This is a genomic window from Nitratireductor soli, assembly GCF_001050155.1.
Classification (GTDB): Bacteria; Pseudomonadota; Alphaproteobacteria; order Rhizobiales; family Rhizobiaceae; genus Nitratireductor; species Nitratireductor soli.
Genome location: NZ_LFVY01000014.1, coordinates 54834 through 67911 on the forward strand (window position 1 = coordinate 54834; position 13078 = coordinate 67911).

The 13078-nt window shown below is 64.5% G+C and carries 11 protein-coding genes; 6 read left to right on the forward strand and 5 right to left on the reverse strand.

Going from position 1 to position 13078, the window contains the following annotated elements:
- Nucleotides 1-20 precede the first annotated feature (20 nt).
- Complete coding sequence (gene ngg / locus AB843_RS17765; RefSeq protein ID WP_048648228.1) at nt 21-1835, reverse strand: N-acetylglutaminylglutamine synthetase; 1815 nt, start codon at nt 1833-1835, stop codon at nt 21-23.
- Nucleotides 1836-1838: 3 nt separating this feature from the next.
- Nucleotides 1839-3614 (reverse strand): N-acetylglutaminylglutamine amidotransferase, encoded by a 1776-nt coding sequence (locus AB843_RS17770; protein WP_048648229.1) that lies wholly within the window; start codon nt 3612-3614, stop codon nt 1839-1841.
- A 90-nt stretch (nt 3615-3704) separates the two neighbouring features.
- Here AB843_RS17770 and AB843_RS17775 point away from each other — a divergent pair, with 90 nt between their 5' ends.
- Together AB843_RS17775 and hemA are read left to right on the forward strand one after the other, a co-directional pair.
- Entirely contained in the window at nt 3705-4193 is a 489-nt protein-coding gene (locus tag AB843_RS17775; RefSeq protein ID WP_048648230.1) for a MarR family winged helix-turn-helix transcriptional regulator, read from the forward strand.
- A 144-nt stretch (nt 4194-4337) separates the two neighbouring features.
- Nucleotides 4338-5615 carry a 5-aminolevulinate synthase gene (gene hemA / locus AB843_RS17780; RefSeq protein ID WP_048648307.1) on the forward strand — a complete coding sequence of 426 codons (1278 nt, stop codon included), beginning with the start codon at nt 4338-4340 and terminating at the stop codon, nt 5613-5615.
- A gap of 30 nt (nt 5616-5645) precedes the next feature.
- Here hemA and mscL read toward each other — a convergent pair whose 3' ends face one another.
- Complete coding sequence (gene mscL / locus AB843_RS17785; RefSeq protein ID WP_048648231.1) at nt 5646-6065, reverse strand: large conductance mechanosensitive channel protein MscL; 420 nt, start codon at nt 6063-6065, stop codon at nt 5646-5648.
- Between the two features lie 208 nt (nt 6066-6273).
- On the opposite strand from mscL, the gene AB843_RS17790 reads away from it, so the two are divergent.
- A complete protein-coding gene (locus AB843_RS17790; protein ID WP_048648232.1) occupies nt 6274-9762 on the forward strand; it encodes a PAS domain-containing hybrid sensor histidine kinase/response regulator in 3489 nt (1162 codons plus the stop codon).
- A 16-nt stretch (nt 9763-9778) separates the two neighbouring features.
- Here the strand turns inward: AB843_RS17790 and AB843_RS17795 are convergent, their stop codons facing one another.
- Nucleotides 9779-10432, reverse strand: coding sequence for a response regulator transcription factor (locus tag AB843_RS17795; RefSeq protein WP_048648233.1), 654 nt, complete (start codon nt 10430-10432; stop codon nt 9779-9781).
- A gap of 221 nt (nt 10433-10653) precedes the next feature.
- Here AB843_RS17795 and AB843_RS17800 point away from each other — a divergent pair, with 221 nt between their 5' ends.
- The gene (locus AB843_RS17800; RefSeq protein ID WP_244468019.1) at nt 10654-11046 is read left to right on the forward strand and encodes a hypothetical protein; all 393 of its coding nucleotides are present in this window, start codon (nt 10654-10656) and stop codon (nt 11044-11046) included.
- Between the two features lie 10 nt (nt 11047-11056).
- On the opposite strand, the gene AB843_RS17805 is transcribed toward AB843_RS17800, so the two are convergent.
- The gene (locus AB843_RS17805) at nt 11057-11497 is read right to left on the reverse strand and encodes a hypothetical protein (protein WP_048648234.1); all 441 of its coding nucleotides are present in this window, start codon (nt 11495-11497) and stop codon (nt 11057-11059) included.
- A gap of 136 nt (nt 11498-11633) precedes the next feature.
- Here AB843_RS17805 and AB843_RS17810 point away from each other — a divergent pair, with 136 nt between their 5' ends.
- Together AB843_RS17810 and AB843_RS17815 are read left to right on the forward strand one after the other, a co-directional pair.
- Nucleotides 11634-11978, forward strand: a complete 345-nt coding sequence (locus AB843_RS17810; protein ID WP_048648235.1) for a DUF952 domain-containing protein — start codon at nt 11634-11636, stop codon at nt 11976-11978.
- Nucleotides 11978-13069, forward strand: a complete 1092-nt coding sequence (locus AB843_RS17815; RefSeq protein WP_048648236.1) for a quinone-dependent dihydroorotate dehydrogenase — start codon at nt 11978-11980, stop codon at nt 13067-13069. The genes AB843_RS17810 and AB843_RS17815 overlap by 1 nt, the downstream gene beginning before the upstream one ends.
- Nucleotides 13070-13078 lie beyond the last annotated feature (9 nt).

The window sequence follows — 13078 nt, forward strand, 5'->3', positions numbered from 1 at the left end:
GCTGCGGCAACGACCGTGCCCTAGGATCTTGGGGCGAGTGCCCGCTCCGCGGATTTCACGCCGGAGCGCGGAAAGAGGAGATCTACGAAGCGCTCGGCGGTTGGTTGTGGCTCATGGTTCGCCAATCCGGGCCGCTCGTTCGCCTCGATGAAGACGTAGTCCGGCAGGTTCGGCGATTTGACCATAAGGTCGATGCCGACGACCGGAATGTCAATGGCGCGTGCGGCAGCGCAGGCGGCCGTCACCAGATCGGGATGCACCTGCTCGGTCACGTCGTGGATGGAACCGCCCGTATGCAGATTGGCGGCCTTGCGCACGACGACTTCCTCTCCCTCCGGCAGCACGGAGGAAAGCGTGTGGCCGGCAGCCGCCAGGCAGCGCTTCGTCTCCGCGTCGACGGGGATGCGGCTTTCGCCGCCCGTGGCGGCGGCGCGGCGGCGCGACTGTTTGGCGATCAGGTCCTCGATGGTGCTGCGCCCATCGCCGACGACGCGCGGCGCACGGCGTACGGCCGCCGCCACCAGACGAAAATCGATGACGACGAGGCGCAGATCCTCGCCGTCGAAACAGGCTTCGACCAAGACGCGGTCGGATATTTCGCGCGCGGCGCGAATGGCATCGTCCACCTCGTCCAGGGTCTCCAACCCGACGGCGACGCCGCGCCCCTGTTCGCCACGCGCCGGCTTTACCACCACACGGCCATGGCGCTCGAGAAAGGCTTGCAGCGCCTGCCGGTCTTCCACGGCTTCGATCTGCTCGGGCACGATCAGGCCGGCCCGCTCCACCGTGCGGCGCGTCACCGCCTTGTCGTCGCAGATCGACATGGCGACCGCCGATGTGAGTTCCGACAGGCTTTCGCGGCATTGGATCGACCGGCCGCCGAAGGAAAGCCGGAAGAAGCCGCCTTCGGCATCGGTGAGGTCGACGGCAACGCCGCGCCGGTGCGCTTCATCGACGATCAGCCGCGCATAGGGGTTGAGCTTGTCGAAATCGGCCGGCGGATGGGTGAACAATTTTTCATTGATCGGGTTCTTTCGCTTGACGGCGAAGACCGGCACACGGTGGAAGCCGAGCTTCTCGTAAAGCGCGATCGCCTGCTCGTTGTCATGCATGACCGACAGGTCCATGAAGCTCGCGCCGCGCGCGGCGAAATGCTCGGCAAGCCGGCGCACCAGCATTTCGCCAAGGCCGGCATGGGGGCTCTGCGGATCGACCGCCAGGCACCACAGCGACGCGCCGTTTTCAGGATCCTGGAAAACCCGCCGGTGATCGATGCCGGTGACGGTGCCCAGAATGTCGCCGGTCTGATCGTCCTCGGCAACGAAGTAGGTGACGGCCCGGCTGTCGCGCCGCGCCCAGAAGAAATCGGGCCTGACGGTCAGCATGCCCCGGCTCTGGTAGATGGCGTTGACGGCGTTGGCGTCGACCTCCGAGGTCAGGCGGCGAATGAAGAAGCCGCGCGGCTGGCGGCGGCTCGGCCGATAGGTGGCGAGGTTCAGCCGGTAGGTGTGCGATGGATCGAGGAACAGCTCCTGCGGCGCCATCGACAAGAGCACATGCGGATCGCGAATGTAGAAGGCGATGTCGCGCCGCGCCGGGCCCTCACCGCTCAGCGCATCCGCCAGCGCCTCGTTGGTGGCGAAGGTCTGGGCAAAAAGCAGGCGGCCCCAACCGAGATCGAGGGAAACCGAACTTGGCGGCTCGGGCGTGTCGGCATCCTGATGGGCGCTGGTCGGCTTCATCGTTTCGCTGCGCAGCCGCTTCAGCCGATAGCCGAGCGCCTTGTCGCTGCGCCCGCGCGAGGCGCGCAAAGCCACGTCCTGTTTCTTCGCCATCGGTCAGACCCCGTGGGTTTGCAGCCACAATTCGAGCAGCCCCACCTGCCACAGTTCGGAACCGCGCAGCGGCGTGATGTGATCGGCGGGCGCGGCGTAGAGCGTGTCGAGATAATCCTGGCGGAACAGCCCGCGCTCGCGCGCCGACCGCGACGACAGCGCGTCACGCACCATGTCGAGATAGGGACCATCGACATATTTGAGCTGCGGCACGGGGAAATACCCCTTCTTGCGGTCGATGACCTCGTGCGGGACGATCTGGCGCGCCACCTCTTTGAGGACGCCCTTGCCGCCCTGCTTCAGCTTTTCCTCGGGCGGTATGCGGGCGGCCAGTTCGACCAGCTCGTGATCGAGGAAGGGAACCCGCGCCTCCAGGCCCCAGGCCATCGTCATGTTGTCGACCCGCTTGACCGGGTCGTCGACCAGCATGACCGTCGAATCGAGGCGAAGCGCCGCATCCACCGGCGTATCGGCGCCGGCCCGTGTCAGATGGTGCGCGACCAGTTCGCGGCTTGCATCCTCGCCGGCGATCCAGTCGGGCGAGAGCTGGGTTCCAAGCGTCTCATGCGAGCGATCGAAGAAGACCTTGGCGTAGTCGCCGACGACGTCGTTCGAGTTCATCAGCGGCGGGTACCAGTGATAGCCGCCGAAGATCTCGTCGGCGCCCTGCCCGGACTGGACGACCTTGATGTGCTTGGAAACCTCCTTCGACAGGAGATAGAAGCCGACATTGTCATAGGAGACCATCGGCTCCGACATGGCGGCGAAAGTGCCAGGCAGCGCGTCCATCAGTTCGGATGAGGGAACGAAGATCTTGTGGTGGTCTGTGCCGAATTCCTTGGCGATCAGGTCCGAATAGACGAACTCGTCGCCCTTCTCGCCATTCGCCTCCTCGAAGCCGACGGAGAAGGTCATCAGGCCCTTTTGGCCGGCTTCGGCGAGAAGGCCGACGATCAGGCTCGAATCGACGCCGCCCGACAAGAGCACGCCGACCGGCACGTCGGCCACCATGCGTCGCTTGACGGCAAGCCTGAGCGCCTCCAGCGTCCGGTCGCGCCACTCATCTGGCGACAGGATGCTCGTCTGCGGATCGCGCGCGAAGGGGGGATCCCAATAGATGCGGTCGCGCTGGCTGCCATCCGGCTCGATGACGCGCATGGTCGCCGGCGGCAGTTTGCGCACGCCGTTTAGGATGGTGCGCGGCGGCGGCACGACGGCGTGAAACGTCATGTAGTGATGCAGCGCATGGCGGTCGATCGAGGTATCGACATCGCCCGCCGCCAGCAGCGCAGGCAAGGTCGAGGCGAAGCGGATGCGTTCGGGCGTCTCCGTCAGATAGAGCGGCTTGATGCCGAAGCGGTCGCGCGCCATGACGACGCGGCCCGTGTCGCGTTCGCGCAGGACGAAGGCGAACATGCCGTGGAAGCGGCTGACGCAGTCTTCGCCCCAGGCGTGCCATGCCTTGAGGATGACCTCGGTGTCGCCGGTCGAGAAGAACCGATAGCCTCGGTCTTCCAGCTCGGCGCGCAGCTCAGGATAATTGTAGATGCAGCCGTTGAAGGCGATGGTCAGCCCCAGTTCGGCATCCTCCATCGGCTGGCGCGCCTTTTCCGACAGGTCGATGATCTTCAATCGGCGATGGCCCAGCGCCGCATTGCCATGGATCACAACACCCGCGCCATCGGGTCCACGCGGGGCCAGGCTGTCCATCATCTTCGCCAGGGCGACAGGCGATGCCGCGCCGCCGTCCAATCGCAATTCTCCGCAGATTCCGCACATGTGTAGCGTTCTGCTCCTTTGTTTGTCGTTGCCTTGGAGTGTGGTTTAGTTATAGTTCTGATTATTAGATGTCAAATCAATGGCGCCCTCATGACACGCGAAAGCACAACCAAAAAAGGCCAGGCTTGGTTCCGAAATGACGATCTACGGGCGGTCGAAAAAGCGATCCGGCGCATTGTGCGGGCGAACGACCTGCAATCGAAGGCGCTGGGCAAACAGATCGGCCTGACGGCGCCGCAGCTCGTCGTCCTGAATGGCATCGCCGCGCTTGGCGAGGTGACGACGACGGTGCTGTCGGCGCATGTGGACCTCAGCGCAGCGACGGTCATCACCATTCTGGACAATCTGGAAGCGCGCGGCCTGGTAGAACGCTACCGCTCGCTTCATGACCGCCGCGTGGTGCACACGCGGCTAACGCCCGCCGGCGAGGAATTGGCGCGGCGGGCGCCCGAACCGCTTGGCACCGGATTTGCCGCCCGGCTGGCACAACTCGCTCCCGAGCGACGGGGCGAACTCATCGCCGCGTTGACAGCCGTGGCGGATATGATGGCAATCGGCCCGGTTGCCACGAACCAATAGAAATTCCACGCATAATCGCGGTTCCATCGACTGATTTGATCGAGCGCAAGGCGCCACGTGAAAGGCGTGGCATTTTGCCCGCAACGCGCCATGGACGCGGGCGGGGTCCGACATTATGATCGCCGCGCAGAGCAGGAAGGTCCGATGAATTATCAGCGTTTTTTCTCCGAGGCGATCGACCAGTTGCACGCCGAGCGGCGCTACCGCGTGTTCGCCGACCTCGAACGGATCGTCGGCGCCTTTCCGCGCGCCCTGTGGCGCTCCGGTGAAGAGGCCCGCGAGATCACCGTGTGGTGTTCGAACGACTATCTCGGCATGGGCCAGCACCCGGACGTGATTGCCGCGATGCAGGAGGCGGCGGGCCGCATGGGCTCGGGTGCCGGCGGTACGCGCAACATCTCCGGCACCACCCGTCCGCTGGTCGAGCTCGAGGGCGAGTTGGCCGACCTGCACGGCAAGGACGCGGCGCTGGTCTTCACCTCCGGCTTCATCTCCAACGAAGCGTCGATCTCGACGATCGCCCGGCTCCTGCCCAATTGCCTGGTCTTATCCGACGAACTGAACCACGCCTCGATGATCGAGGGCGTGCGCCGCTCCGGCGCGGAAAAGAAAATCTTCCGCCACAATGACGTGGCGCACCTGGAAAGCCTGCTGCAGGCGGCCGGCCCCGAACGGGCCAAGCTGATCGTCTTCGAATCGGTCTATTCGATGGATGGCGACATTGCGCCGATCGAGGCGATCGTCGAGCTCGCCGAGAAATACAACGCCATGACCTATATCGACGAAGTGCATGCCGTCGGCATGTATGGCGCGCGCGGCGGCGGCATCACCGAGCGCGACGGTCTGGCGCAGCGCATCGACATCATCGAGGGCACGCTGGCCAAGGGTTTCGGCGTGATCGGCGGCTACATCACCGGCTCCTCGGCCGTCATCGACGCCGTCCGCTCCTATGCGGCGGGGTTCATCTTCACCACGGCCCTGCCGCCGGCCATCGCCGCGGCGGCAACCGCTTCGATCCGCCACCTCAAGACCTCGACGGTCGAGCGCGAAGCCCAGCAGCGCCAGGCGCAGCGGACCAAGGAAATGCTTTTGGCGGCCGGACTGCCGGTCATGCCGTCGCAGACGCATATCGTTCCGCTGCTGGTCGGCGACCCGGAGCTTTGCAAGCAGGCGACGGACCGGCTCCTGGAACGGCACGGCATCTACATCCAGCCGATCAACTATCCGACCGTGCCGCGCGGTACGGAGCGACTGCGCATCACGCCGACACCGTTCCACGACGACGCGCTGATCGCGGTGCTGAAGGACGCCCTTCTGGAAACCTGGAGCGCGCTCGGCATTCCTTTCACCGAGGCTGGACACCCGGCGCAGGCCAAATCGGACCGCGTGGTTTCCCTGCTCGTTCCCAAATCGGGCGGCTGAGGGTTTCAACCGCCCGAAAGGTCTCGAAGCCTATTTTCTGGTTGCAAGAAGATCGCGGATCTCGGTCAGGAGCTGGACGTCGACGGGCGGGGCCTCGGGTGCCGCCGGCGTTTCGGCCTGCTTGCGGCGCATGCTGTTGACGCCCTTGACCATCAGAAAGATGATCCAGGCCAGGATCAGGAAATTCACCAGCACGGTGAGGAAGCTGCCGTAAGCGAACACCGCGCCCTGTTGCCGCGCCGCATCGAGCGCGGTGGCGGTAACGCCGGACGACAGCGGGAAAAAATAGTCGGAAAAATCAAAGCCGCCGAAAATGGCTCCGACGATCGGCATGATGATGTCATCGGTCAACGACTTGACGATCAACCCGAACGCTCCGCCGATGATCACACCAACGGCCAGGTCCATCACATTGCCCTTGGCAATGAACTCCTGAAACTCCTTCAACATGCGGCTTTCTCCCCAATCTAGCTTCACCCGTGGCGACTCAGTGGCTCGCCGACACGTGGCACCATAGCAAATCCGGGATTCGTGATAAGCGCAAAACGTACAGCGGCCCGCTTCGCCGGCACGCGCATGCTGCGAAAGAAGCATTGGACAGGTCCGGCGGGCTGTGGTTGCCTGACCGAAGCCATTCTGGGAGGAGGGTCTGGCCACCGTGCAGGGCTGGGTCATCGCGATCATTGCCGTCGCTTATGTGACGCTGCTGTTCTTCATCGCGAGTGTCGGCGACAGCCGCGCCGCCCGGCGAAGCGGCATCGGCTCGCGTCCGCTGATCTACGCGCTCAGCCTGGCCATCTACTGCACCTCCTGGACCTTCTTCGGCTCCGTCGGGCTGGCCTCCGAGCGGGGCCTGGAATTCCTGGCGATCTACATCGGGCCGGTGCTCGTGTTCCTGTTCGGATTTCCGCTGCTCAAGCGCATCATACGGCTGGCCAAATCCGAGAAGATCACCTCCATAGCCGACTTCCTGGCGGCACGCTACGGCAAGAGCTTCGCCGTCGCCTCGATGGCGACGCTGATCGCCACCTTCGGCACCATCCCCTACATCGCGCTGCAGTTGAAGGCGATCTCCGATTCGGTCAACCTGATGGTGGCGCATTATGACGGCGCGCCGCCGGCGATCGATTTCTTCGTCGGCGACATCGCCCTGATCGTCGCCTTTCTGCTGGCGCTCTTCGCCGTTCTGTTCGGCACGCGGCATGCCGACGCGACGGAGCATCAGGACGGGCTGATTCTCGCCATCGCGGTCGAGACGGTGGTCAAGCTCGCGGCGTTCCTCGCCGTCGGCATCGCCATCACCTTCTTCTTCTTCACCGGACCGGTCGAGCTGGCGCGTACGGTCAGCGAATTGCCCCAAGTGCGCAGCGCCTACAGCCACCCCACATCGCTCGCCACCTGGATCGTCATGACGACGCTCAGCGCGTTTGCCATCATCATGCTGCCGCGCCAGTTCTACGTGACCATCGTCGAGAACAAGAGCACGGCCGAACTCGAAACGGCGAGTTGGCTGTTTCCGCTCTATCTGGTGCTGATCAACCTGTTTGTGCTGCCAATCGCCTTTGTCGGGCTGGCACAGGTCGGTGACGCCACCAGTTCGGATCTCTACGTGCTGGCCCTGCCGCTGTTGGCGGGGCACGATCTGCTGGCGCTGATCGCCTTCCTCGGCGGGCTCTCCGCGGCGACGGCCATGGTCATCGTCGCCAGCGTCGCACTGTCGATCATGATCTCCAACGACCTGGTCATCCCATTGTTCGTGCGGGGATTGCTCAGGCCGGACAATCGCAACAAGGAAGACTGGTCGAAGGTCATCCTCAACATCCGGCGCGCGGCGATCTTCATCATCCTGTTCGCCGCGTTCCTCTACTATCGTGAAACGACCCACAACACCCGGCTGGCCGCCATCGGGTTGATCTCCTTCGCCGCCATCGCGCAGTTCGCCCCGGCCTTCTTCGGCGGGCTGATCTGGCGCGGCGCCAACAGCCGGGGCGCGTTGCTCGGCATGGGCGCCGGTTTCATCCTGTGGGCCTATACGCTGCTGTTCCCATCGCTGGCGCCAGCCGGAACGCAGATCATCACCGAGGGGCTTTTCGGCATTCCCGCTCTGCGCCCGCAGGCGCTGTTCGGCACGGTTGCGGAGCCTCTCAACCATGGCGTTTTGTGGAGCCTGGCCATCAACACGCTGTTCTTCGTGCTTGGCTCCCTGTCGCGCATGTCGATGCCGCTGGAACGCATCCAGGCGGCGATCTTCGTGCCGCGCGATGCTGGGCCGATCCCGACACTGCGCCGTTTCCGCACGACGGTGACGGTGAACCACCTGAAGGACACCATCTCACGCTATCTGGGCGCCGAACGCACCGAACGCTCCTTTGCCACCTTCGAGGCGACGCACGGCAACCGCCTCAACGGCAATGAGCAGGCCGGCATGGCGCTGGTGCGGTTTTCCGAGCAATTGCTGGCCAGCGCCGTCGGCTCGTCCTCGGCGCGGCTGATCCTCTCCCTCCTGTTCCAACGCAATGACCGTTCGCGGCGCGACGCGCTAAGGCTTCTCGACGACGCTTCCGTCGCTCTTCAACACAATCGCGATCTCCTGCAGACGGCGCTCGACCAGATGGAGGAAGGCGTCACCGTGTTCGACCGGGATTTCCAGCTGATCTGCTGGAACCGCCAATACCGCACGTTGTTCAACCTGCCCGACGAGATGGGCCAGGTGGGCGTGTCGCTCGACCGCTTCATCGATCTTCTGGCGGCGCGCGGCGAAGTGCCGGTCGCCGCCCAGACCATGACGCTGAACCGCTTCACCGATTTCGGCACCCCGTGGGAGATCAAGCTGCAGAAAAGCGGGCGCATCATCGAGTTGCGCTCGAACCCGATGCCCGATGGGGGCATCGTCGCCACCTACACGGACATCACGCCCCGGGTCGAGGCGGATGTGGCGCTGAAGCGCATCAACGAGACGCTCGAGCAGCGCGTGGCGAGCCGCACGGCCGAACTGATGCACGTCAACGAGGAGTTGGCGCAGGCGCAGATGCTCGCCGAGGAGGCCAATCTCGGCAAGACGCGCTTCCTGGCGGCGGCCGGTCACGACATCCTGCAACCGCTGAACGCGGCTCGCCTCTACTGCTCGTCGCTGATGGAGCGCGCCGAAAGCAGCGGCATTCGCGAGTATGTCGGCAACATCGAATCCTCGCTCGATTCAGTCGAAACCATACTCGGCGCCGTGCTCGATATCTCGCGGCTCGACACGGGCGCGCTAAAACCCTCTCAGAGCGTGTTCAAGCTGGATGAATTGCTGCGGCAGATCAGCACCGACTTTCAGCCGCTGGCGGCGGAAAAAGGGTTGCGGCTGACGATCGTGCCATCCTCGCTGGCGGTGAGCACCGATCGCAACCTGCTTCGCCGCCTGGTGCAGAACCTGGTGTCGAACGCCATCAAGTATACCCCTGAAGGGCACGTACTGGTCGGTGTGCGGCGACGCGGGCCCCTGGTCGAATTGCAGGTCCTGGACACGGGGATCGGCATTGCGGATGACAAGCTGAACACGGTTTTCCACGAGTTCACGCGGCTCGACGAAGGCATGCGTCAGGCGCAGGGGCTCGGCCTCGGCCTGTCCATCGTCGACCGCATCGCCCGCGTTCTGCGCCTGGAGATCCAGCTTTCCTCGCAATGCGAAAAAGGCACGCGCTTTTCCGTCATCATGCCAAGAAGCAATGCGCCGGCGGCGAAACCGCCAGGGCCGGTCAGACCCGCCGGTGCGCGCCAGGTCATGCTCGACGGCCTCAACGTCATCTGCATCGACAATGACGCGCGCATCCTGGACGGCATGAGGCGGCTTCTGGAAGGTTGGGGATGCGCGGTGCGAATCGCCACGGGCTCCGCCGCGCTGCCGGACATGACGGCGTCGCCACCCGACGTCATCCTGGCCGATTATCACCTGAATGGCGAGAATGGCCTGGACATGATCGCCGCGCTGCGCTCGCGCTACGGCAGGGACATTCCGGCGATCCTGATCACCGCCGACCGCTCGAACGAGGTGCGGGCGCAGGCCGAGGGCCTCGATGCGCTGATCGTCAACAAGCCGTTGCGGCCGGCCTCGCTGCGCATCCTACTGACGCGCTGCCGGCAGATGCTCGAGGCGGTCGATTAGAGCAGAGCCGGTAAGGTCAGGTTTCCAGAACGATGGCGTCCGTGCCGATGCGCGACAGGCGGATGACCGCCTGGGTGCGGCTGTCAACGCCGAGCTTCTGCAGGACTGCTGAAACATGCGCCTTGATGGTCGCTTCCGAGACGCCCAGCTCATAGGCGATCTGCTTGTTCAAAAGCCCCTCCGCCAGCATGCCGAGAACACGCGTCTGCTGCGGCGTCAGCATCTGCAGGCGGCGGATGAGATCGGCGATCTCGGGGTCTGCCTCGAGGCCGAGGTCGACGTTTTCCGGCGTGTAGACCCCACCGTCGAGAATGACGCCGACGGCGCGGCGGATTTCATCCATGCCGGCGGATTTGGGAATGAAGCCGGAAGCGCCGAGATCGAGAGCGCGGCGGATGGTTTCAGGATCGTCATGCGCCGAGACCACGGCCACCGGCACCGTCGGATGCATGCCGCGCAGCGTGATCAGCCCGGAAAGGCCGCTGACACCCGGCATGGAAAGATCGAGGAGGACCAGGTCGACGCCGCGATCGGCAAGCTTCTTGACGCCGTCGAAGTCGCCGGTTTCCAGAATCTCGCAATCGCCGTCCATCCCCGACAGCGCGTTCTTCAGCGCACCCCGAAACAGGGGGTGGTCGTCGGCGACCAAGAATTTGTAGCCCGATACCAAACGTCCCTCCCACGCCCGCGACGTTATTATAGCGCTTTTCTTCATCGCTGGGCACCGGCAAGATTATGCGGGGATTGTCCGGCTTTTCAAGTTTCTTGAAGCGAGACAGCGTCGACCGGGGAAAACAGGGCCGTCCCGACCTGCGCCTTGGCGCGGCGCCATCGCGCAGCTGTGATTTGCCGTCGAAGCCGCTTTGCCCCAGATTACCGGAGCGGGAGGCAATGGGCCACGGGCAAGCCATGGAAAAGCTCCGCAAGGTCGCCATGCTATGCGTTGGTCGCGCCGTCATGTTCGGCGCGTTCGCCATCGCGCTGATTATGATCAGCTTTTCCTTCGACCTGGTGCGGGCCTTCAGCGCCGGAGCGATCCTGACGCTGGTCATGGCACAGATCCTGATCATCAAGGCCTATGCGACGTTTCGACAAAACCCGCGCAAGACCGAGGCGTGGGGCTACCTTCCGCCGAATGCAAGACCGGCCGGCCGCTCTGGCGCCAAAGTGTTCAGGTCTGTCCTGATCGAGGTCTATGTGCGCTTTGCCGCCCACAGCCTGATGGCGGGCTGCTGCTTCTTCACCACATCGACGGCACTGCGCTTGCTGCGCGCGCTGGCATGATGCGCCGCGCTCAGGTGCGGTCCGGCGCCGGCTTTTCGGATTGGGGAGTCTTTTCCTCCTTCTCGAAGTCCTGGACCATGCCCATGAAGCGGCGGAAGAAGCGTTCCATCAACCCCATCGTCTGCTCGAATTCCTCTTCGGAGGGCAGGCCCGGATCCGCCCTGGCGCCGCCGCCGCTTTCCAGGGCAGCGATGCGCGCTTCGAGCTTGTCGAGTTTCTCACCGAGATCGGCGATGTCGTCCTGATAGGCGGCGCGCTCGTCGGCGGCCAGCGTGCAGACGAGCTGCCCCGAGCGCTCGCGACAGATCGACATGGCGCCGGTCTTGGTATCCATGCGCACATAGCCATCCTCCGTCCGCTCGAGTCGGAAGCGCTCGGTGTCCTGTGCCAGGGCGGCGCTCGTCCATGACAGGGCGGCAAGGGCGCCCGCGATCGCGATGGTCCTACGCATGTGTCTGCTCCGCGTTTCATGGCGTTGACTGAAGATCATCCTAGGGGAATGCGCCATAAATGGGATGACAGGCAATCCCCTGAAATCCCTTTTGCCACCCTTTCGCTGCCCGGATATTCCCAGTATAGCCCCAGTCATGGCCGCATTGATCTACAAAATCTGCCCCCGCCCACTATGGCAGGAAGCCGAAGCAGCCGGTGTCTTCAACGGCGCGCCGATCGACCTTGCCGATGGCTACATTCATTTCTCCACCGCCGAACAGGCGCGTGAGACAGCCGCCAGGCATTTTGCCGGACAGGACGATCTCGTGCTGGTCGCCGTCGATGCCGGCGCGCTGGGCGAGGCGCTCAGATTTGAAGTCTCACGCGGCGGCGCTCTGTTTCCGCACCTTTATGCTCCGCTGGCGCTCGGCGCCGTGTGCTGGGTCAGGCCATTGCCGCTCGGCGCCGACGGAGCGCATCTGTTTCCAGGGCTTGCTTGATGCGAATGCTGCTTGACCGACTGGCGCGCCACGCCCTCTACCAGCTCGATCCGGAACGGGCCCACCGGCTTGCCATCCATGCGCTGAAGAGCGGCATGCCGCTGGCCGACCGCCTGGAGGCCAGCCGGCGGCTGAAGACCATTGTCGGCGGCATGGTGTTCCCCAATCCCCTGGGCATGGCGGCCGGCTTCGACAAGAATGCCGAGGCGCCCGACGGCCTTCTGCGGCTCGGTTTCGGCTTCGTCGAATGCGGCACGGTCACGCCCCTGCCGCAAGGCGGCAATCCGCGCCCGCGCCTGTTTCGCCTGGAGGAAGACAAGGCGCTGATCAACCGGCTCGGCTTCAACAATGACGGGCTGGTGGCCGTGCGCGAGCGGCTGAAGAAGCGCGCCGGCAATGGCGGCATTGTCGGCATCAACATCGGCGCCAACAAGGACAGTGCCGACCGGATCGGCGACTACGAGACGGGCGTCCGCGCCTTCGGCGACATCGCGTCCTACCTGACGGTCAACATCTCCTCGCCCAACACGGTGGGCCTCAGAACCCTGCAGGATCGCGACAATCTGGCGGAATTGCTGACCCGCGTCCTGGCGGCGCGCGACGAGGTGGCCAAGCGCCGCCGTTCCCCGGTGCCGTTGTTCCTCAAGATCGCACCCGACCTGACCGACGAGGCGATGTCCGACATCGCCGCCGAGGTGCTGGACAAGCGCGTCGACGGGCTGATCGTCAGCAACACGACCCTGTCGCGGCGCGGCGCCACCAGCCGCAAGGCGCATGAGACCGGCGGGCTTTCCGGCCAGCCATTGTTCGAACGCTCGACCATCGTGCTGGCCAGGATGCGGCGGCTGGTCGGCCCGGCAATGCCGCTGGTCGGTGTCGGCGGCATCCATTCGGCGGAAACCGCGCTGGAGAAAATCCGCGCCGGCGCCGATCTGATCCAGATCTACAGCGGGATGATCTTCGGCGGCACCAGCCTGCCCGGCCGGATTGTCAGGGAATTGGGCGCCTTTGCCCAGCAGGAAGGCTTGTCCTCCCTGCGCCAGCTTCGCGACAGCCATGTCGACGAATGGGCCGAGCGGCCGCTGGATTAAAGCATTTTG

What these genes read in the sequence shown, in the direction of transcription:
- ngg (WP_048648228.1), bottom strand. Translation starts at nt 1,835, where the DNA reads ATGGCGAAGAAACAGGACGTGGCTTTGCGCGCCTCGCGCGGGCGCAGC.
- AB843_RS17770 (WP_048648229.1), bottom strand. Translation starts at nt 3,614, where the DNA reads ATGTGCGGAATCTGCGGAGAATTGCGATTGGACGGCGGCGCGGCATCG.
- AB843_RS17775 (WP_048648230.1), top strand. Translation starts at nt 3,705, where the DNA reads ATGACACGCGAAAGCACAACCAAAAAAGGCCAGGCTTGGTTCCGAAAT.
- hemA (WP_048648307.1), top strand. Translation starts at nt 4,338, where the DNA reads ATGAATTATCAGCGTTTTTTCTCCGAGGCGATCGACCAGTTGCACGCC.
- mscL (WP_048648231.1), bottom strand. Translation starts at nt 6,065, where the DNA reads ATGTTGAAGGAGTTTCAGGAGTTCATTGCCAAGGGCAATGTGATGGAC.
- AB843_RS17800 (WP_244468019.1), top strand. Translation starts at nt 10,654, where the DNA reads ATGGGCCACGGGCAAGCCATGGAAAAGCTCCGCAAGGTCGCCATGCTA.
- AB843_RS17805 (WP_048648234.1), bottom strand. Translation starts at nt 11,497, where the DNA reads ATGCGTAGGACCATCGCGATCGCGGGCGCCCTTGCCGCCCTGTCATGG.
- AB843_RS17810 (WP_048648235.1), top strand. Translation starts at nt 11,634, where the DNA reads ATGGCCGCATTGATCTACAAAATCTGCCCCCGCCCACTATGGCAGGAA.
- AB843_RS17815 (WP_048648236.1), top strand. Translation starts at nt 11,978, where the DNA reads ATGCGAATGCTGCTTGACCGACTGGCGCGCCACGCCCTCTACCAGCTC.